Origin of the sequence: Maribacter flavus (assembly GCF_008386635.1) — a bacterium.
GTDB lineage: Bacteria > Bacteroidota > Bacteroidia > Flavobacteriales > Flavobacteriaceae > Maribacter > Maribacter flavus.
Map to the genome: position 1 here is coordinate 1315690 of NZ_VUOE01000001.1, position 19984 is coordinate 1335673.

Consider the following 19984-nt stretch of genomic DNA (forward strand, 5'->3'; position numbering starts at 1 on the left):
CCCTATTTTTAAAGATAATTGAAATACTCAAAGAAAATGATTATCAGGTCATTGTACATTCTAACCATTTTTATGATTGCCCATGTTTCCGGATATTCCCAAGTTGAAACGCACTATGCCCTGAAAAACCAAGAGGTTGTAAAGACCGATTTCAAAGAGATTAAACGAGAGCTCTTATTTAAAGCGGAATCAACGGATACTAAGGAAACCTTTGGGCTGGCCCTGGGTGCATTGGCCGTCAAACTGATACCCTTGTTGGTTGATGGGGCTTCCAAATTATTCTATAATCCTGATAATTTCAATAAAGAATATTTTGCCAGTTATTCCTTTTTTGAGAATTCCGGAAGTTTTAAAAAACTAGATTCTGAGCAAAATATGGTCTTCCAACAATCTGGTCTCAACGAATTTGGGGGACAGGAAGTAATCAATCGATTTGTCTTTGACCTAGGTACCGTAAAAAATGTAGAAGGTTATTATTATCTAGGCCTAAAATCCTACGAACTCAATCATTCCTTGTGTAAACTAAGTGGACCAGGCAACCGAATAAACTATATTCTGGACATTGGTTTTTATTATTTTGACGAGGATGATAAGGCCCAGGAATTCCACATTAATCCCATTCTTTTGGACGAACAGTTCATCGATGGAGAAAAAAGGGAAATTCCAGAAATAAACTATCAGGTAATACCAAAAATGAAAGTACTGCAGACCGTTCAGGTAAGGGTACGGGAAATCAATGCAAAGACCCAAAATTGGGACCGCTATCTAGAACTTTACCAAAGTAACCAGAACAATATCTCCAAATTTTTGATAAAAGCCGTGGCAAACTGATGCATAGGTAAATAATTTAATTTGTATTATACTTTATATCGGACTTAAAACCACCAAAAATGAAGTTTACAATTTTTACATTCCTAGTTTTTTTAGCCATGACTACGGTTTATGCCCAAGGTTTTCAACAGGATATTGTATATGAAGAAGTGGATGAAAGTTGTTTTGGTAACCAAAGCTATCAAGCGGACCCAGAAGCCGAAGCTATCGTTGACGAGATTATGGCCCAAATGGGGTTGAACAGAACCTTTAAAATCAGGCAATGCCCAAATATTCAAAACGCATTGGCCAGTATACAAGAAGATAATAGTGGTAAAAAAGAACCCTATATCCTGTATGACCCCATTTGGCTTTCCAAAATGAAGAACAGTTCCCGTACGGATTGGGCTTCCATAGGGGTTTTGGCCCATGAGGTGGGTCATCTTTTAAACTATCATTCTTTGAACAATGTGGGGAGCAATCACAGGTATGAGATCAGTGCAGACCGGTTTGCCGGGTCTACCATGGCACGTATGGGAAGTACGCTTGAGGAAGCGCAAAGCATGTTCAAAAACTATCCTGAAAAAGCCTCTAGCACCCATCCCGGAAGGGCGGAACGTTTGGAAGCCATAAAAGAAGGATGGAACAGGATCAATAATCCAACCCAAAGAACGGTTCTGTTAAATGAAAATACCCCGGATCGGGATATTCTTCCAGAACATATTATTAACAGGTATTATAAGTCAGTTGGAGGTCAAAAGGAACTAGGCCAAATAAGGGAACTAAGATTTAGCGAAAAAATTACCGAAAAAATTGGTCAAAGCTTAAATGCCGTATCCAATGAATTTGAACATGAATATGTGCTGAACCCAAATATCATCTTGGTAAACAAACCCTTGGAGGGACGGGATTACAGTGAGAATTACAAAGTGGAAAACGACTCGTTATTATGGAAATTTTCAGATAAGGAAAAATGGAACCAAGGTGCTCCCCGCATAGGTACAGAAAAACAAGATGACTATGAGTTTAAAAAGGACATTGAGCCAAGCTTGAGCAATTTTTTTGAAGACTTTGTTTTACTGTCCAATCCAGAGGTAGCGACCTACGCCGGAAGGGAAAGAATCGACGGCATCGAATGTTTTGAACTCAAACTGCCCGAGGAACGCCTGGAATTTGGTGACCTACAAAAAAAGGGGAAACGTGTGACCGTAGAAAAAAGCTATTATTATCAAACGGCCACGGGATTGCTGTATGCCATCGTAGAAAAAGAATTGATTGAATCTTTTAAAAAAGGAAATCTCAAGGAGAAGGAAAACATCGAACGGAAAATAGTGTATGGACATTATAAAGAGTTTAACGGGCTACAATTTCCTACCGAGATTAAAGCAAGTCTGGTTCCCTTAAAAAGTGACATTCCCCAAACCGAAGAAGGTATATATCAGGATCGAAAAATAACGGATATTCAGTTCTAACAATACTTGAAAAAGCGATATTTTGTAGGTCTTTTCTTTAAGTCTACCCAATACTTTCCTTCTTTACAATCAATTGATTATCAATCTCCTCATTCCAAATTATACCCAATAATGGGTATTTCTTCATTTGGCCTTACCTGTTATATTTGATTTTATCGATAAACCTATCTTTTTATCGACAAAAAGCTATTTAACGGAGACAAAACCCATGAAAATTTTCTATCTTGAAAATCCCCCCTTTTGTCCATAAGGACCTTTAAACCACCAACCAAAATGCAGAGAGACCACTTTATTTTATCATTTATACTTTTTTTACCATTTCTGGCACTTGCCCAATTTGGCCACGGCACCGTTTTTGACAACTATGGTGGTATCTACAACGTTGTACAAAATCCGGCCAACAGTGTAGAATCCAAATACCGATATCATATCAACGGTATGTCCTATCACTTTTTCAACCCTACGGACATTAGCAGAACCGATTTTCAGGACATCAACCAACAACCAAATGGGTTTAATGCCCTAAAATTTTCCGAAAACGAGGGGAATGCGAGCAATGAGAACAATTCTGCCGTAGATCAGGATATTATGCTGCCCTCAGTGCTTTGGGGTTTTTCTCCCAGACATGCCGCTGCATTTTTATGGCGTTCCCGTTCCTATACGGATTACCAAGGCTACAATGGAGGGCTTTGGGCACGGCTAACCAATCCTGATTATAACGGCTCCATATCCATAAATACATCCAACTTCAACAATACCACCCACCAATGGGACGAATTTGGTATCAACTATGCTTTTGCCGCCATTAGGGGTAACTATCACTTTTTAAAAATTGGTGGTACCATTAAATATTTGGCAGGTAGACGGGGTACCGAAGTTCGAGGTAGCATTACAACAAATGAAAACGGAAATATTACCGGAGTTGAACAATTAACTTATTTAAATACAAGTAATGAGTTTCCTCCCTCCAATAGCAATATGGATATCGAAAGCTTTTACACCTATGGCTTTGGAATTGACTTTAATGGTCAAGGAATTGGTGGTGACGTGGGCTTGGTTTACGAGTGGCGCCCTAGGGAAACCAACAGGGTTGGAGCTAGAAACAGTAGTGCAACTGTGAATACTTATAAATTACGATTGAGCGCGGCTCTTTTGGATATTGGAGGTATTGAGTACGGAAAAGAAGAAAAGGACATACGAAAGAGGTTGTTTAAATTTGAAGGTAACTCAATTGAACCGGACAATACAGAAGAACTGTTCCAAACCTTAGATGCTGCGAATACCCATACTCCACAGGGTGAAAGGATTCAACAGGGCAGTGTAACTTTTGCGCTTCCTCGTTCCTTACATATCAATGCGGACTACCTTGTCCTTAATGACAATAAATACTACGTAAACTTCAACTATGTCCAGGCACTGACCTCCAAGGAGGACGAATTTACAAACACTAGATTTGGTATGGCCACGTTGGCCCCCCGGTATGAAACCTCGGATTTTAGCGCAAGCATCCCCCTCGCGTATGTAATGGAAACCGGGAGTGTCCATATTGGCTTGGCTGTTCGCTATAAATACATCACAGCAGGTTGCGCTGCCCTGGCCAACGTAGCTACCGGCAAACCTTTAAATCACGTTTATTTTGGAATCAGCCTGCCTGTTTTGGAAGAGGTGTTTTAAAAATATGAGATGAGCTAAATACAATTCTTATTAATCAGCGAGATTTTCCTTAGCGAATTACCTCTAACCGGTTTAAAAGTATAAAAAAGAACAGATGAAAATGAAAAGATTATTACTCCCCTTTTTTCTTTTAACAACTTTGATTTCTATTGCACAGATTCGATTGGTAGAAGATATCCTACCAGGAGTCGAGCAATCTAATCCGTTCCAATTTTTAGAACATGATGGTTTTTTATTTTTCATAGGACAATCTACAGGTGGGCCTGCCATATTTATGATGGATACTAATGAAACCATTTCGATTGCATGGCAAGAAGGATTTAACGCTTATGACATGGTCGTTTATAATAACGACCTATACTTCAATGCCAATAATCAATTACACAGATTAAATAGACCTTATGGTACTGGAGCTGGGAGTACCGTAGTGGATTCTTCCATTTCAATGTGGGGTTCTGCATTTGTGTATAATGGCGAGCTTTATTTTGGTGGTGAAATTAATCAAGCGGACCCGTTAAATCCCAACCATGAACTTATGGCTTTTAATGGAACTACGGTAAGATTGGTAGAAGACCAATCTACTATCAGTTTAGATCCAAGTCAATACGTGGAGCACTTGGGCGAACTTTACTTTGTGGGCAAAGAATCGGCTACAGTAGGAGGATTGCTTACTACTGTGGACGCCATTTATAGAAGTGATGGTACTTCAGTAGAAATGGTAACTTTCTTTGAGAACACTTCAGTTTCCTATCTTACTTCATTAGGAGATAATTTATACTTTTTATACCGAAATGGGGATTTCAACCAACCTTATAACTTATGGTATAATAATACAAACGGAACTGGGGGGTTTGGTGTGGAACTAAATTTCGCATTCGGATTAACTGTTTTTGAAAATAAGCTCCTTTTCTTTGACCAGGACAACACTCAATTGGTATCAAGGGATATTTTGGGTAATGAAGAAATAATTCCAATTGCAGCTGGTTTAGAATACCCATTAGGTGGATTTCCATTACAAAATCAAAATTATCTAGCTTTCTCTGGATTCACCAATGCTTTTGGTAGTGAACTATATATTTATGAAGCAGGTGGTGAAATTAATTTTACGGAGGATTACAATTCTGGTTCAAATAGTTTTACTCCCGTTTATGGTTCTTTCTTTAATGGCAATTTATATGTGACAGGCTCAGATGGTAGCGGAATTGGAAGGGAACTCCATGTCTATAATCCGAATGGATGTAATGAAACCGTTAACATTCCAGATGCCAATTTTGAAGCCTATTTAGAAAACGTTCTAAACGTAGGGGATGGAATAGTTGGAAATGGTTTGGTATGTAAGGAAAAAGTGGAAGTATTGACCGCTTTGAACCTCTCTGGCTCCATTCCTATTGTAAACTTTCCTCCAGGTTTAGGCATTACAAATCTTGCAGGGATCGAAAATTTTTCCGCTTTGGAGGTTTTAAGGGTAGAAGGTAATAACATAGCTTCCATCGATCTTTCACAAAATACAAGCTTAAGGGAGCTTAGGGCATGGCGATGTAATATTCAAACATTAAATGTTAGTGGCCTTACAAATTTACAGACCGTTGGACTCAACTTTAACTCGATTACCACTGTCGACTTTGCGACATGTCCAGCCATTCAAGAACTGGATATTACGAACAACGACCTTACTGCAATTCAATTGGGAACTAAGGCAAACCTTCTAAAATTTACAATTTCAAACAATCCCAATTTAGCAAGTCTTGACATCTCTGGAGCGGATACCAACCTTTCTACTTTTGATGCTACGGGTAACACCACCCTCACATGTATCCAAGTGAGCAATGTAGCCAATGCGGAAAACCAAGCAAATTGGTTAAAAGATGCCAACACGTCCTATTCCACAAATTGTAATCCCCAACCATTTACGGTAACAGCGAGCATCCCCGGTACTTCAGGTAACCCTCCTGCAATCGAAATTACCGAAGGTAATAGTTTTACCTTAAATTTTAATGCAGATGCAACCGCTCAAAACGGAACTGTATATAATCCAATTATCTTGGTGACCAAGAATGGCGTTGATGCAACCGCTGATTTTTCGATTACTGGACTAAACCAAGCTATAACTGTTGCTAATGGTGTAAATCCTGACGGCAGTATTTCGTTTACCCCTTTGAATGATGGTAATGATAATGGTAATGAGGTGTATACTATAACAATAGAATCAGAAAACACCGGGCAATATACTATAGCCCAACCAACCACCATTAACATTACTGTTATTGACCAACAAATTAATGAGACAGCATTAGTAAATGTATCAGTTTTTAAGAATGTTGATTTTGCAGTAAACCCGATAAATGGTCCTGTTTATCAGATAAAGGAAAATAGGAATAATGAAATTTTTGTTGAAGTAGACTTACAAAATTTTAACTCAACCGAATTATCAAGCTATCAAATAATGGTTGTTACTAGAGATGGAAGCGCGACTGCATCAACAAATGATTATAATTCAGTAAATGAAACCTACACAATTTTTAATGATGATAGTTTTGTTGATTCTTCCATCGGAAATGTAAGAGTCAATTTAGATCAAATTCTTAATGAACCATTAGAAAACTTCTTTATTGACATAATTCCCATTTCAGCAAATCTAGCGTTGGTTGATGAAGATTTAAATACACTAAATGTTGGTGAAACTTTAACCTTAGAGGTTGAAATAGAAAACAATAATCTTTATAATGGAGAATCAATATTACTTTCCGCAGTTGCTGCTGGGGATGTATTCAATGAAGATGGAAAATTAAAGATAAATGAAGGAGGGACAATTGAAATAAATATTGATACTAATTTACCTAATGAGGCCAATGGTTTTAATTTAGAGATACCATATTTTGTTTCATCTGAGGGAACCGTACAATCAGAAAATCCTTTGATTCTTACAGTTGACAATTCTATAAATCCAGACGGTAGTATAACAATTGATATACCAATTGAGGCATCCAACAACCTGAATAGAACAATTAATATTCAAATTGAGCCTGATTCCAACAACGCTACATTTGAATGGGAAAATGGTCTTGAAGATGATGACGGTAGTGGGCTTAACTATGGTCAAAGGATATTTGAGATTGAAATTATGGACGTTCCGCAGCAAGGAGTTTATGCCAAATTAAGCAATAGAGGAGGTAGTGAAGGTTGGAATGTAAATGAGAAGGTAACCTTAAGTTTAGAAAACGGAGATGGTAATCCATATATTACGGATAGGGATTTGATTTTTCCCGTTTCTTTTTCCGTGGCTAATATTAACATTGAACAAAGGGCTGAAGAAGATGACTATACTCCTTTAAATAATTTTATAACGGTTTTCGAGGGTAACTCTACTGGCACTTTGGAGATATCGTATGAGAACAATATAGATGAAGATACTGATCATGAATTTTATAACTTAATTGTCCAAAGTCCATTAGAAGAACCAAATATTAATCTTCCAAATCCTTATTTATTGAAAATTATAGATAAAGACGGCGAGTTTGAAGTATTTCTAACATTAATAGATGAAAATTTAATTTCTAAAGATGATACAGGAAGTGGTTGTTGTCCATATTTCATTGTTGAGGAAGGATCGACTATTGTTTATGAATTTAATGCAGAAAAAGGAGTACCTGAAGGTACCAAATATAATGTAGAATTAGAATTTTCTGATGAAGTTTCAAACCCCTTAATATCTTTCGATGTAGCTACTGAAAATGTAGATTATTTGCTAACAACTGAAAATATTAATCAACGAGTCTTTGAATTCGAAGCCAATGATGATTTTCTAAACCCTTTGGGTTTACCAGATAATAGACTTTTGATAAGAATACCTAATGGAGATGAACTTGGTGAGAATTTAGAGGGGTTTAGTATTTTCTTTGATAAGGCCGAAAATTCAAATAATTCTAATTTTAAATTAAATTCTTTCTCCACCGATTTTTTAATTGACGAACCTGTTTTTGCATCTATTCAAATTAATCCTAATGAAAATTTGGCAAAGGAGTCTCCCTTGACTCCTGCCTCCTTTATTGTTAGTATTAATGAAGAATCAATTTCAGATATTAAAATATCATATGAGTTGGATGAACAATCTAGTGCAGATGAAGATGAGGATTTTGAAATACTTTTAGGTGAAGTTACTATTCCTGCTGGCCAATTAGTAGCTGAAATAACTGTCATACCCAAAGACGATGATAGGTTTGAAGGAATTAACGAAACGGTCATCATAAATCTGCTTGATGGTTCAGGATATACTTTATCCAATTCAAGCAGGGCACAAATCGAAATTGAAAGTGAAGACGAAGCAGAATATACAGCAACAATAATTCAGGGAGCCGATAATGCATCTAGAGAATCCCAAACAGATGATTTTGCTGAAGTAATCCTTGAGTTAAATGAGTCGCCTGTGGATGATACTATTGAAGTGTTTTTCAAAATTTCTGATCAAACTGATCAAAATGAAGTTATTGAAGGGGAAGGGCAGGACTATTTAATATATCAGGCAGATAAAAAAACTGTGATTCCTCCCAATAATCGAAAAGTGGTATTCGAAGCAAACGGCGAAAACCGCAAAAGTATTTTTGTAAAGGCATTATTGGACGACCTTGAAGAAGATAATGAATCCTTATTTTTAGAATTGGATGACGGTGTTAATTATAGGGCGGGAATACCTAATGAGGCACAAGTAATACTCCAAAGTGCTACTACGGACCTAACTTCATTTAAACCCGCAAGTATATCCGTTGTTTCCAAAAAGCCTAGATGTCCCGGTGATAACCAAGAGGGATTTATTGAAATCTCCAATGCATCCGGATTTGAATTCGATATTGTTATTTATAACGATACGGAAAATGAAGTTGATCGATTCTTATTGGGAACAAATAGCTCTGATGACAGGCTCAAGAATAGCAAACCGCTTACGATAGGCAGGTATGAAGTTATACTTGAATTTAAAGGCGAGAAACCGGAGAATGCCATAGCTCCAAGATACGTTGTACAAATTGAAAAATTGGAAGATATGTCAGTTGAGGAACAAGGTGTTGACCTCAAAAGTAAGACCGGGAGTTTTCTTGTGTCAGGAAGTCAAAGCTATACCCTAAGTACCGAAATTGGAGTGTACAATTTTGACTTTGAGGACACCGGTGAACATTTGATAACCTTGCCTTTAGAACAAGGATTAAATTCAATAAAAATAAAAGGGGATGCAATTTGTCAAGGGACTATAAAGAAAGAGATTTTAATGGAAGATATTTATATTTTCCCAAATCCATCTTATGAAATTGTTTCCATAATGGGGGAATCATTAAAGGATTTTAAGAGTTTGGTTCTTTTCGATATGCAGGGGAAATTGGTCTTTGAGAAAACTACTTCTGATAGGAAAATTAGCAAAATGGAAATTAATATTTCTAGCTTACAGAGAGGTATGTATTTAGGTAAAATACTTAAAGGCAACAATCAAACCGTAGAATTTAAACTTATCAAGAGATGAAAAAAAAATATAGCATCATTCTTACACTCATACTCATTGTAATACAGTTAAGTTGTCAAAAAGGTGAATTTGATCCTGCGGAATTTGCCATAAATCTGGTTTATCCTGAACCAAACTCAAAATGCGAAAAAGGCGAAGAAGTGGCAAACTCCATTATTATTCCGTTTGAATGGAGCCCTCAAGGTAATATTCAAACATATACTTTGATATTGGATGAGGTAGAAGTTTCGATTGATCCGGAAAACATCGAAGAAAAAGAAGGTGGGAATCTTGTGTTTAAATATCCAGTGGAATATAACAAGGATTATACATGGCAAATTAAAAGTAATGTTGCAGAAAGTGACGAAGACAAGTTTACAACTCCGTTACCCGATCAGGAAGAAAACCAAGTACCCTTGGCTGTCAATTTTGAACAACCAGAAATCGACGGGAATACAATTAATTTTAAATGGACAGGAGGCGATAGTGACAATAATGATAGTTTTTTACGCTATGATGCCTATATAGGGGACTCATCAGATGTTGGGATCTCAAATAATATTGATTTTGATACCAACTTAACCATTGGGGAAGTATCCTTCACTATTCCAAATTTTGACCCCAACAGGGACTATTTTCTTTTGGTTGTTGCAAAAGACGGTGTAAATGAAGCCTATAGTATCTTAAAATTTAGTCAGTTTTAACTTGTAAATTCTATCGCCATTTTCAAGAATCAAAGGAAAATTCTGTTCATATTTCTAATTCATTTTGTTATTCTAAATGCTCAAAATGAACCAAATAGAAATGATTTATTCCAAACAAAATCAATTCTCCCCCTCCAACTCTCCTATACCAACAAACAAATTAAAAAGGAGACGAATAAGGAAAAGGGCATTCATACCAATTTACTATACAAGCAAGTAGAAAACTGGGATACCGTTCCAATTTCTTTAAGGGCACGGGGAAACTTTAGAAAGAACACCTGCTATTTTACGCCTTTAAAAGTCTACTTTAAACGGGGCGGCACCCAAAACACGCCTTTTGAAGACCACAAAAACGTTAAAATAGTACTGCCCTGCCTTTTGGAAGACCGTAGTAACGATGACGTACTCAAGGAGTATCTGGCCTATAAAATGTATGAATTGCTATCGCCTATCCACTTTAAAACCCGCCTGGCAACCTTGGAATATACGGATACACGTGGTGAAAAAGATGAGTTACACCCCTTAGCTATTTTTTTAAATGACTCAAAAAACAGTCTTTACAACGATGAGGGAGCGTGGGCCGCTCGAAAACCAAAAAACCATACCTTGCTAACCATTCTTATCGAGGATGATAAGGTGGTGGCCAGGCGCCATGATGCCAAAGTGCTTAAACGTTTTGTGCACCCCTTAAACCAAGAGGAAACTGTCTCTATCACCAATGCCTTCTTTCAGTTTATGATTGGGAATACAGATTTCTCCACAGCCTACAGTCACAACCAAAAACTGATTTTTAAAGAGGGAAAAAGTTATCCCATTCCCTATGATTTTGATATGAGCGGTCTGGTAAATGCTTCCTATTCCGTTGTATCCAACATAAACAACACTTCTTTGGACATTGATAAAGTAACGGAACGCCAGTACAGAGGTTTTAAACGAAATCCTGCACTTTTTGAAGATACCCGCAGGCATTTTCTTTCGAAAGAGTCGGAAATCCTAAAAATACTGGAAGCACATAAATCCCTATTCAAAGAAGCCAGGAGCTATGAAATGGCACACAATTACGTATCCGACTTCTTTGCGATTTTGAAAAATGACCTTCGGTTTCAAAAAGAGATTTTGAAAGTAGCAAGGGAGAAATAATCCAACTTTACCTGTAATAAGAGTTGAATACCGTCTTAGTATTGATATACTTTACCAAATGCTTATAAAACTTTACAAATCCGGCACTAAAAAGGGTCACGGCAATAATGGGAGCGGACTTGATGACAATCCCATTTTTAAACAGGGCGATGGTGAGCCAAACAAAGAGTACGGTAAACACGAATAAAATGGCTTTACGTACGGTCCTATAACTAATCTTTAATTTCGTGTCCAGCCAAATGAAGTAGGCACTTGCCAGAAAGCTGAGGAAAAAGGTCAGTATAACCATCCAAAACAAAGGAACTTCATATAAAAAAGTATTGTATAGGATCATGGAAATAATATTGGCGTGTATGACCATACCATACATATCCGGAATGCTTTTACCGGCCGTTACCTTGTTCAAAGGGGTAAAGTGTTTGTCTTCCACATCAAAGGGATTTCCGGTAGGGCTGCCCAAATAACCGAACAAAACAATTTTGTCCTTCACCATTTTTTTATCGGGAAACGATAGAAAATCCTTTAGCGGAAAATGGACAAATCCCAAGTAATCACTCTTATAGTTTATCAATATGGGTTTCGACAATTTTTTGGGATATCCTCTGGCATACCATTCGTCGGTACTCATATACGACTTGGCTACGGCCACGGGAAATGCCTCAAAAGTATTTTCCTGAAATACATAGGTGGGGGTAAATTCACGAACTACGGCATCCTGGTAGCCAAAATTGTAGTTGACATAGCCCTGTTTTCCATCACGCACGAAAAACGGATGATTTAAAAAGAACTGACTTTTCTTTAAAATATAGCTCGATATTACTTTTTTATCATTGAGTACTCGGGCCAAAAGGGTATCGGTCTTTGATTTATCTAAATGTTGCAACATTACATCAAAACCAATGACTGCTGGATTTTCTTCGAGCACATTTTGCAACCCTTCCAAAATAGTCTCCCGGTTTTCGTGCTCGATATTGATTAAAACAATATTAGAATCCATCTCCAAATAGGGATGCATTTGCTCACTATAGTAAATATCCAAAAAACTAAAATCCTCCAAGGCCTTTTTAAGGGGATTAAAAAAGTTTAGGTTTACAAAGAGTAGTGATAACAAAATACAGGTTATCAAGGAAAGAAGGGTGCTTAAAAAGGCATCCCTCCATAATAATTTTCTTTTAGAACGTTTCGGTACAAGTTCGGAATCCATGTAGGCCTTTGTTTAATAGGGGCAAAATTTATAATCCGCACAGATAGCTTCCTTAATCTTGGCCTCTGGATATCCCAATAAAGTAAACGTTTTAATCAAGACATCCATTTCCTTTTTCAATTCCTGAAAAGTCTCATCATCCAACAAAGTAAGTGTGTTGTATTTTATGTCCTTCAAACTGGGAAATGGCTCCAGACTAATGGCCCATTCATATTGTCTTCCCTTTTTCAAAAGATTATTGTCCACATAAAGTAGCATAGAATCTGAAGCGGTTCCTATTTTGGTAATATGGTCGCCATCACGCTGTTTTAGAAAAAGATAAACCAAATCGGCTTCTGAATTGTTCTCCCACCGGAAAAATATACTGGGCTGATATAATTTGGCACTATCCACTGGAAAATGTTTGATGATCGTTCTATCTTCCCTATACACTACCCCGGCTTCCTGCTTACTTTTTCGGCGGTTTGTGAACTGCGTCCACACATACGTAAAATACTTTCTTGTAAACGAAGTTTGGTTTAATTGCACCTTGTTTTTCGAAATATCCTGAAAAACATACGCATTTGGGCCTGACAAAGCAAAAATCTCCCCTGTTTGGTTTACAAGGGTAACCTTTTCATCATCCGAAAGTCTCAAGGTATCCAAAGTCTCAAAATATACGCCCCTAATGGCCTTTTTATCCGAAGAAAACAAAGGTTCTCCCGTTTTTTGATATATATAATAGCTTTCCTGCCCAAAGCCTTCGGCAGTATATACTACGCAAAAAATGATGAAAATCAATCGTGAAAAAAGAATCCTTGCCATTTAAATCGTTTATATAAATAATGTGCCAACTTTTTGTAAAATCCTATCAGACCAATACTAAAAACAATGACCGCGGTTATGGAAGCTGTTTTAAATAGTAGTTTTTGCCTGAAAAGCAACAAGGCCACCCAGACAAAAAATACGATAAAAAATAGTTGAACTATATTCAACCTAAGTATATAACTGGCCAACTGTCTTTTATTCAGCCAAATAAAGTAACAAAGGGCCATGTACGTCAATAGGACCGTTAACAGGATACGTATCCAATTGGGAACTACTTTTATAAAATTACCTTCAATAATCATTTGGACAATATTCGCGTGAATGACCAGCCCAAAGGTATCTGGAGGACTTTTCCCCACAAATCTGGGATTCATCGGGGTAAAATGTTTGTCCTCCAAATCAAATCGATGTTGAATGGGATTACCCAAGTATCCTACCATAACTATTTTGTCCTTCATCAAATGAGAAAACTCATCGTTCATTATTTCATCATATTCCAATACGAGAAAGAAATCCCTGTTTCCGGTATAATTGATGGGCCTGTCGATTGAGAGAAAGTTATCCATCCCCATGTCCCAATCAGACGCCCTAAATTTCTTCGATACCGCCGTTCCAAAAGCTTCCAAGATGGTATCGTTTTTTTTATAGACACCCCTAAAATTTCTTATTACTGCGGATTCATCATCAAAATTGAAATTCGAGTATCCTGATGCAACTCCTTCTTCAAGTATGTTTTTATTTGAGACTATTCTTTTATCATCATTTAGAACATAGGCTGCGACTATGTTTTCACTTTTAAGAAATTCCGAAAGAAAACGATCCCATACGGGATCTTCCAAATCTTTGAATATGACGTCGACACCGATTACTTTTGGTTGGGATTCCTGTATCTTTTGTAGCATCCCTGCCAGCTCCTTTCTATTGCGCCTATCAACATTGACCAAAATGATGTTCTCATTTATATTTGGATCATTCGTTTCTAGCTTTTCAGCATAGTACATATCCAAATAACTAAAATCCTTAAACGCATTTTTAAATGGACTAAAAAAATTAAGGCTAACACCTATCCAAGAGACTATGCCCAACACGGTAAAGGCGAAAATCATACACAAAAATGCCTCTTTGAACAAACTCTTGTTCCTCATAAAAAAGTTATAGAAATACCTTTTTTTATTTGAATCCTGCATGTAGAAAACAATTAAGAGGTTTGTTTATGGACTCCTTTGATCTATTTTTTATCCGATAAATTTTTACGAAAAAAAGGAAAACCCGAGGTAACGCTGATTACCTTTCTTCCAAAAAGGTCCATAAAGGCGATTTTATTTTCATTTTCATCAAGCAGTATGGTCAACTGTTCATCATTGTTTTTTAATATGAACTGCTGCTGAGGATCAAAAGATGAATTTGAATTCTGTAGGTCCCAAACATAGTTGGTATCGTCAATGAGCACTTGTTTTAATTCCTGAGCACTGTTGACATTCAAAGTGTCCAGTACTTTTAGCTGATTGTAATATTCATTTTCAGTTCCTTCGATAAGCGTTTTGACCAAATCAATTCTAATGACTGTATTGGCATTTTCAATTTTACCGAATCTTTCCGGGTTGATCAAGCCCTTTATTTTTGTACTTTCTATCGTACCGGAGCCCTTGCTTTTCTCCGACTTCTGCGAAGACATACAAGAGTACATCAATAGAACGACCATCAAAAGAGCTAGTTTTTGCATTCTAGGACCTTTTAATATCCAATATCATCATCGCCAATGAACCTTTATCGAATTCCGCTTTAAAACTCATTTTATCCTTACTCAACTTCATCGCTTCTTTTTTGATTAGCTTGTCATCAAAAATCACGTACAATCGATCTAATAACGTACCATCCAATTCTTGAAGTTTGGATTGCACCTCCTTCATGTCTATTTTTTCCAAAGAAAAAACAACTATGGTAAATTCCTTTTCCACATCCTTGCTTAATCTCGCATAGGCCTTAGCTCCTTTTGGCGCCGCAGGCAATATAACTTCGGACTTATCGGAATTTATAAAGGGGCTTATTGAATCCTTATGGGGAAATAAAGGGGAAAACTCATTATCTGAATCCATCCCAAAAACATATACATAAGCGGGTTGATTTACTTTAGTTACCATACGATACCTAGTTCCGGTACTATAAACATCTTCCGTAATATAATCTCCAATACTTTCATCCTCTTTTTCAATGACCACATCCTGAGCACCAAATACGGATCCTGTATATTCGCCCTTTTCATTGCGTACGTTCATAGGTTCGTTACTTCTAAGGATAAAGTCGACCTCTCCCGCCAAAATCTGTTTTTCCTCTTTTTTGACCTTTAAGGGTATCATTTCAAAGGCATATCTTGTATACTCGGCAAAATCTGAATACCTGATCCACATGAATCCATCATTTCCCCATGTAGGCCCCCAACTATTCACGATTTCAAAAGAACCGCCGTACTTATCATCGTCATATCCAATTACACACATGGCATGCCCCCCGGTTGTCCCCAAATTATCAGGGACATAAACATTCTTGGCACTTTGAAATGCATTATCTACCATAAACCCGATAACCACGGGATTTCCATTTAGAAGTGAACGTTTTACACCATCTACTTTAAACTCCTCCGACTCATCGGAACCAAATATTCTTGCAAAATCCTTTATCTTGAATCGCTCGGCAGAGCCATACAGATTTTCCGGTATCTCCGTATCACACATAACACTATAATCCTCGTAGTACGGCACACCCTTTTCCACCATGGCTTCCATGGCTTTACCTATATAGGCACCTCCCTGACAGTTATAATCATTTTCCACATTTGAATGTAGGTAGGTGAATACTGGTGCAAAAGTACCTTTGGCAATTGTAAGCGAATCTTGTACATCATACAATCGAGATTCCAAGATTGTCCGTCCATAGTATGCTGTCGCCCACCCTACACAAGTACTATATCCCCCCTGGTTTTTTATGGGAGGGACAAAGCTTTTTAAAGTAGAGGAAGTGAATTCAGTTACCACATCTTGGAAAGCAACATTTTTTGCTTTTACCGGGGTATTTTCATAGGCTTCATCATCAAATAAGAGTCCTGTACTACGTTGGGTTTGTGAGTACCCTAATACAGAAATAAAAAATAAGAGCAAGGTGAGATTTCTCATTTCAATATCTAATTGGTTATGAGGACAATATACTATTTTTTTAAGAAGCCCTAAGTACCGTTTATTGGGTATTTATAGATAAATTGGGTAGTTTGAACGCCTTTGTAGTATAATTCTTTAGTATACTGGTGTAAAGACATCACCTACACCAAGGTCCTCTTGATTTCCCTTCTCAAAAAATAACCGGTAACGATGGTCGCCAGCACATCGGCGATGGGAAAAGAAATCCAAACGCCTAGTTCGCCATACAATTTTGGAAGAACCAGAATCAAGGGAATGAAGAAAAAACCTTGTCTGGAAAGTGTCAATAATAAGGCGGGAACGGCCTTGCCTATAGCCTGAAAATAGGCTGCACCAATAAGCTGCAAGGCTATGATCGGGGTTGCCGCAAATACCCAACGCATGGCATTTGGGGCATTTTCCAAAACAAAGGCATTGGTTTCCAAATCTTGGGCGGACATGTCCGGGTTATCGCTCAGGAAAAGTGCCGTAATTGCTTCGGGAAAAATCATGAGCCCTATGAAAACTACGGTCGCTAATAGAGAGGCGTAGGTGATTGCCGTATTGATGGTCTTTCGTACCCTATGGTATTTTCGGGCCCCATAATTAAATCCGGCAATGGGCAAAAATGCTTGGGTAACCCCAAATACCGGAAATAAGGCAAACATCAACATTCTGCCAATAATGGCATACACCGCCACCATCGCCTCACCGCCCAATGCGAACAATATATTGTTCATTATCAGATAAATAATACTCACCACCGCCTGCCTTGCCAAGGTTACAAAGCCTAACGATCCTATTTCGCTTACCACCGGTACATCCAATCCCAAATGTTTCCATTGGATTTTCATTTCGGAATGCCGGGAAAAGAAAAAGTAGCCAACATATAGAAAGCACAGTATGTAGCCGACCGTAGTGGCCCAGGCAGCGCCTGCCATCCCCCAATCAAAAACATAGATAAAGACATAGTCCATCAAGAGGTTACCTACGGAAGGAATAATCATGGCGATCATGGCAAATTTGGGTTTGCCTTCGGCCCTAATAACGGTATTCCCCATCATGCAAAGTGCCAAAAAAGGAACTCCGTACAGCACAATGGTATAATACACCTTGGCCGGATCGTATATTGCTCCTTTTCCCCCAAAAGCGGGAATGATGGACTCAATAAAAGTGAGGCCGACAATGACCATGGTAATGGTTATAATCAGGGTAAGGGTGATTTGGTTTCCGAAAGTCGTAAAGGCCTTTTCCTTATTTTCGGCACCAAGGGCCCTAGAGATGATGCTAGACCCTCCAACCCCAATGGCCATTCCCAAGGCCCCTATAAAGAACGAGACAGGAAGTACGACGTTAATGGCCGCAATGGCAATGGAGCCGATCCAGTTGCCAACGAAAATGGAATCGACCAAAACGTTCAAGGACATCACAAGAATTCCTATACTAGCCGGCACCGCCTGCCCTACCAATAGCTTTCCAATAGGCTGCTTGCCCAATTCTTCCGATGTGAATTTGGCCATAGGCCGATGTCTTTTGAATTAAAAATGGTATTAAACCACCGTAGCTGTGGAGGTCCTTTCGCTCAGAATTCCATCCGTTATGCCATCCCATAACTGAATTCTTCGCTCCAGGGCCCTTTGGGAAACTTCCAGTACCTCATCCCATTTATGAGGGTCGTTCCCGCAAAGTTCTATGATCATCTTCAACGAAAGGGGACCGTGTTCATCGCCATCCAGTTCTATATGTCTCCGTAGATAATACTCCAACTTGGGGTATAGAGGTGCCTTTTCGTTAGACTCGATGATCTTTAGAAACATATCTGGTATAAGTTCCTCCCTTCCAAAGGTGAAGGCCGCCGCAATTTTGTGGGCTTTGCCTTCCGCTATTACAGCGAAGGTAAATTGCATAAATTCCTTTACGGCATCCGGCAATTCTGATTGAAAGATACTTGTTTGGATATCGCCCGATTTTTTAACCGTATCAATAAAGGCTTCAACAGTGTTCGTATCGGCATCCACTTCCTGCATGGCTTCCAGGTACATCTCAAAATGGCTCTTGTAATTTCCGGCCTGGTCCCTATCAGTCTCTTCCTCCAAGACGATTTCGTTGATAAACCGGGCCGTATTCGTATTCTTTGATGGAATCCAAGGAGTGGTCACGCACGTTAGGTTTATCTGTAAGGCCTTTAGTAGGGACATGAAATCCCATACTGCATACACATGCCCTTCCATGAAAATCCGTACGTCCATTATGGTAGTCAACTCATTATATAACTGATGATTTTTTAAGGCAGTCCTTAAAGGTTCCAAGGCCTTTTCTATTTTCTCTATGTTTACTTTGCTCATACCTTTTTCAACTAGTTTAATGATGTGGGAGTACGCCAACCTTTTCCCAGGTTTCAATCCATTGCGCCATTAAGGTAACCCAGGCATCGCTATCATTTAAGCATGGGATGTGCTTGTAGCTTTCTCCCCCGGCTTCCATAAATTGATGCTTACCTTCCATGGCTATTTCCTCCAAGGTTTCCAAACAATCCGCCACAAAGGCAGGGGTTACCACGGCTAGCTTCTTCTTGCCTTCCTTTGCAAATCGTTCAAACTCGAAATCCGTATAGGGTTTTAACCAAGGATCGTTGGGCAAACGCGATTGGAAGGATACGCTCACCTTTTCCTCCGGTAGGTTCATTTGGGTACGTACCAGTTCCGTCATTTTATAACACTGATGCCTATAACAGGTATGATGGGCCACGGAATTGGTATGGCAGCAAGAACCGTCAATTTTACAATGATACTTTGTCGGGTCTGATTTTCGGATGTGGCGCTCCGGTATCCCATGGTAGGAAAACAGGATATGGTCGTACTCAAAATCCTTCAAACCTTCCTTAATGGAATCCGAAAGGACTCGGATATAGTCGGTATTTTTATAAAATGCCGGTAAGGTGGTAATTTTTAGTTCAGGAAAAAAAGCATCCTTCACTTCCAACGCCTTTACTACCACGGTTTCATAGGAAGACATGGCATAATGTGGGTATAAGGGCACCAACAAAACCTCGTCCACACCCTTATTCTTAAGCTCTTGAAGCGCATTTTTAATGGTCATGCTTCCATAGCGCATCCCCAGGGCTACGGGTATCTGGGATTGTTGACGCACTTTTTCCGTAAAGCGTTCCGAGAGTACGATCAAAGGGGAGCCCTCCTCCCACCAAATTTTTGAATAGGCCTCGGCCGATTTCTTAGGTCGGGTTTGCAAAATGATTCCCCGCACGATGATGTTCCGCAATACTTTTGGAACATCTATGACGCGTTCGTCCATAAGAAACTCGTCCAAATAGGGTTTTACATCCTTTGGGGTTGGACTATCTGGAGAACCCAGATTAACCAATAATACTCCTTTCATGCTCCTCATTAATTTTTGAATTGCAAAAATAAGACTTGGAAATAGATGATATTTTAATTTAGGCCATTAGTTTTCTATACTACCATAAACCCAATCAATTTCCATTCAATTAATTTCATAGC

General features: G+C 38.4%; 14 protein-coding genes. 6 read left to right on the forward strand and 8 right to left on the reverse strand.

The genetic code is table 11. From position 1 onward, the window contains the following. Positions 1–36: 36 nt before the first annotated feature. The 6 genes from F0361_RS05815 to F0361_RS05840 all read left to right on the forward strand — a co-directional run bounded on the left by F0361_RS05815 (position 37) and on the right by F0361_RS05840 (position 11285). On the forward strand, positions 37–831 hold the full coding sequence (locus tag F0361_RS05815) for a hypothetical protein (protein ID WP_154917602.1): 795 nt from the start codon (positions 37–39) through the stop codon (positions 829–831). 59 nt (positions 832–890) lie between these two features. After that, positions 891–2282, forward strand: coding sequence for a M48 family metalloprotease (locus tag F0361_RS05820; RefSeq protein WP_154917603.1), 1392 nt, complete (start codon positions 891–893; stop codon positions 2280–2282). Positions 2283–2555: 273 nt separating this feature from the next. Beyond that, positions 2556–3956: a DUF5723 family protein gene (locus tag F0361_RS05825; protein ID WP_154917604.1), complete on the forward strand. Its 1401-nt coding sequence runs from the start codon at positions 2556–2558 to the stop codon at positions 3954–3956. A 100-nt stretch (positions 3957–4056) separates the two neighbouring features. Next, positions 4057–9462 (forward strand): T9SS type A sorting domain-containing protein, encoded by a 5406-nt coding sequence (locus tag F0361_RS05830; RefSeq protein WP_161598210.1) that lies wholly within the window; start codon positions 4057–4059, stop codon positions 9460–9462. Beyond that, entirely contained in the window at positions 9459–10145 is a 687-nt protein-coding gene (locus F0361_RS05835) for a hypothetical protein (RefSeq protein WP_154917606.1), read from the forward strand. Before F0361_RS05830 ends, F0361_RS05835 begins: the two co-directional genes overlap by 4 nt. A gap of 378 nt (positions 10146–10523) precedes the next feature. Beyond that, positions 10524–11285, forward strand: a complete 762-nt coding sequence (locus tag F0361_RS05840) for a hypothetical protein (protein ID WP_154917607.1) — start codon at positions 10524–10526, stop codon at positions 11283–11285. A gap of 7 nt (positions 11286–11292) precedes the next feature. Here F0361_RS05840 and F0361_RS05845 read toward each other — a convergent pair whose 3' ends face one another. From F0361_RS05845 to hemH, 8 genes are all read right to left on the reverse strand, one after another. Continuing rightward, positions 11293–12489 (reverse strand): CHASE2 domain-containing protein, encoded by a 1197-nt coding sequence (locus tag F0361_RS05845; protein WP_154917608.1) that lies wholly within the window; start codon positions 12487–12489, stop codon positions 11293–11295. A 12-nt stretch (positions 12490–12501) separates the two neighbouring features. After that, on the reverse strand, positions 12502–13293 hold the full coding sequence (locus tag F0361_RS05850; RefSeq protein ID WP_154917609.1) for a hypothetical protein: 792 nt from the start codon (positions 13291–13293) through the stop codon (positions 12502–12504). After that, positions 13266–14441 (reverse strand): CHASE2 domain-containing protein, encoded by a 1176-nt coding sequence (locus F0361_RS05855; protein ID WP_161598211.1) that lies wholly within the window; start codon positions 14439–14441, stop codon positions 13266–13268. Before F0361_RS05855 ends, F0361_RS05850 begins: the two co-directional genes overlap by 28 nt. Before the next feature lie 83 nt (positions 14442–14524). Then, positions 14525–15019 (reverse strand): hypothetical protein, encoded by a 495-nt coding sequence (locus tag F0361_RS05860; RefSeq protein ID WP_154917611.1) that lies wholly within the window; start codon positions 15017–15019, stop codon positions 14525–14527. A gap of 1 nt (position 15020) precedes the next feature. Next, complete coding sequence (locus tag F0361_RS05865; RefSeq protein WP_154917612.1) at positions 15021–16466, reverse strand: C1 family peptidase; 1446 nt, start codon at positions 16464–16466, stop codon at positions 15021–15023. A 143-nt stretch (positions 16467–16609) separates the two neighbouring features. Continuing rightward, the gene (locus F0361_RS05870; protein WP_154917613.1) at positions 16610–17986 is read right to left on the reverse strand and encodes an MATE family efflux transporter; all 1377 of its coding nucleotides are present in this window, start codon (positions 17984–17986) and stop codon (positions 16610–16612) included. Positions 17987–18016: 30 nt separating this feature from the next. Beyond that, a complete protein-coding gene (locus F0361_RS05875; protein ID WP_154917614.1) occupies positions 18017–18811 on the reverse strand; it encodes a DUF3050 domain-containing protein in 795 nt (264 codons plus the stop codon). 16 nt (positions 18812–18827) lie between these two features. Then, the gene (hemH, locus tag F0361_RS05880) at positions 18828–19862 is read right to left on the reverse strand and encodes a ferrochelatase (protein ID WP_154917615.1); all 1035 of its coding nucleotides are present in this window, start codon (positions 19860–19862) and stop codon (positions 18828–18830) included. Between the last annotated feature and the right edge of the window lie 122 nt (positions 19863–19984).

Excerpts from the sequence above, each read along its gene's own strand:
- F0361_RS05815 (WP_154917602.1), top strand. The coding sequence starts at position 37 with ATGATTATCAGGTCATTGTACATTCTAACCATTTTTATGATTGCCCAT.
- F0361_RS05820 (WP_154917603.1), top strand. The coding sequence starts at position 891 with ATGAAGTTTACAATTTTTACATTCCTAGTTTTTTTAGCCATGACTACG.
- F0361_RS05825 (WP_154917604.1), top strand. The coding sequence starts at position 2,556 with ATGCAGAGAGACCACTTTATTTTATCATTTATACTTTTTTTACCATTT.
- F0361_RS05830 (WP_161598210.1), top strand. The coding sequence starts at position 4,057 with ATGAAAAGATTATTACTCCCCTTTTTTCTTTTAACAACTTTGATTTCT.
- F0361_RS05835 (WP_154917606.1), top strand. The coding sequence starts at position 9,459 with ATGAAAAAAAAATATAGCATCATTCTTACACTCATACTCATTGTAATA.
- F0361_RS05845 (WP_154917608.1), bottom strand. The coding sequence starts at position 12,489 with ATGGATTCCGAACTTGTACCGAAACGTTCTAAAAGAAAATTATTATGG.
- F0361_RS05850 (WP_154917609.1), bottom strand. The coding sequence starts at position 13,293 with ATGGCAAGGATTCTTTTTTCACGATTGATTTTCATCATTTTTTGCGTA.
- F0361_RS05855 (WP_161598211.1), bottom strand. The coding sequence starts at position 14,441 with ATGAGGAACAAGAGTTTGTTCAAAGAGGCATTTTTGTGTATGATTTTC.
- F0361_RS05860 (WP_154917611.1), bottom strand. The coding sequence starts at position 15,019 with ATGCAAAAACTAGCTCTTTTGATGGTCGTTCTATTGATGTACTCTTGT.
- F0361_RS05865 (WP_154917612.1), bottom strand. The coding sequence starts at position 16,466 with ATGAGAAATCTCACCTTGCTCTTATTTTTTATTTCTGTATTAGGGTAC.
- F0361_RS05870 (WP_154917613.1), bottom strand. The coding sequence starts at position 17,986 with ATGGCCAAATTCACATCGGAAGAATTGGGCAAGCAGCCTATTGGAAAG.
- F0361_RS05875 (WP_154917614.1), bottom strand. The coding sequence starts at position 18,811 with ATGAGCAAAGTAAACATAGAGAAAATAGAAAAGGCCTTGGAACCTTTA.
- hemH (WP_154917615.1), bottom strand. The coding sequence starts at position 19,862 with ATGAAAGGAGTATTATTGGTTAATCTGGGTTCTCCAGATAGTCCAACC.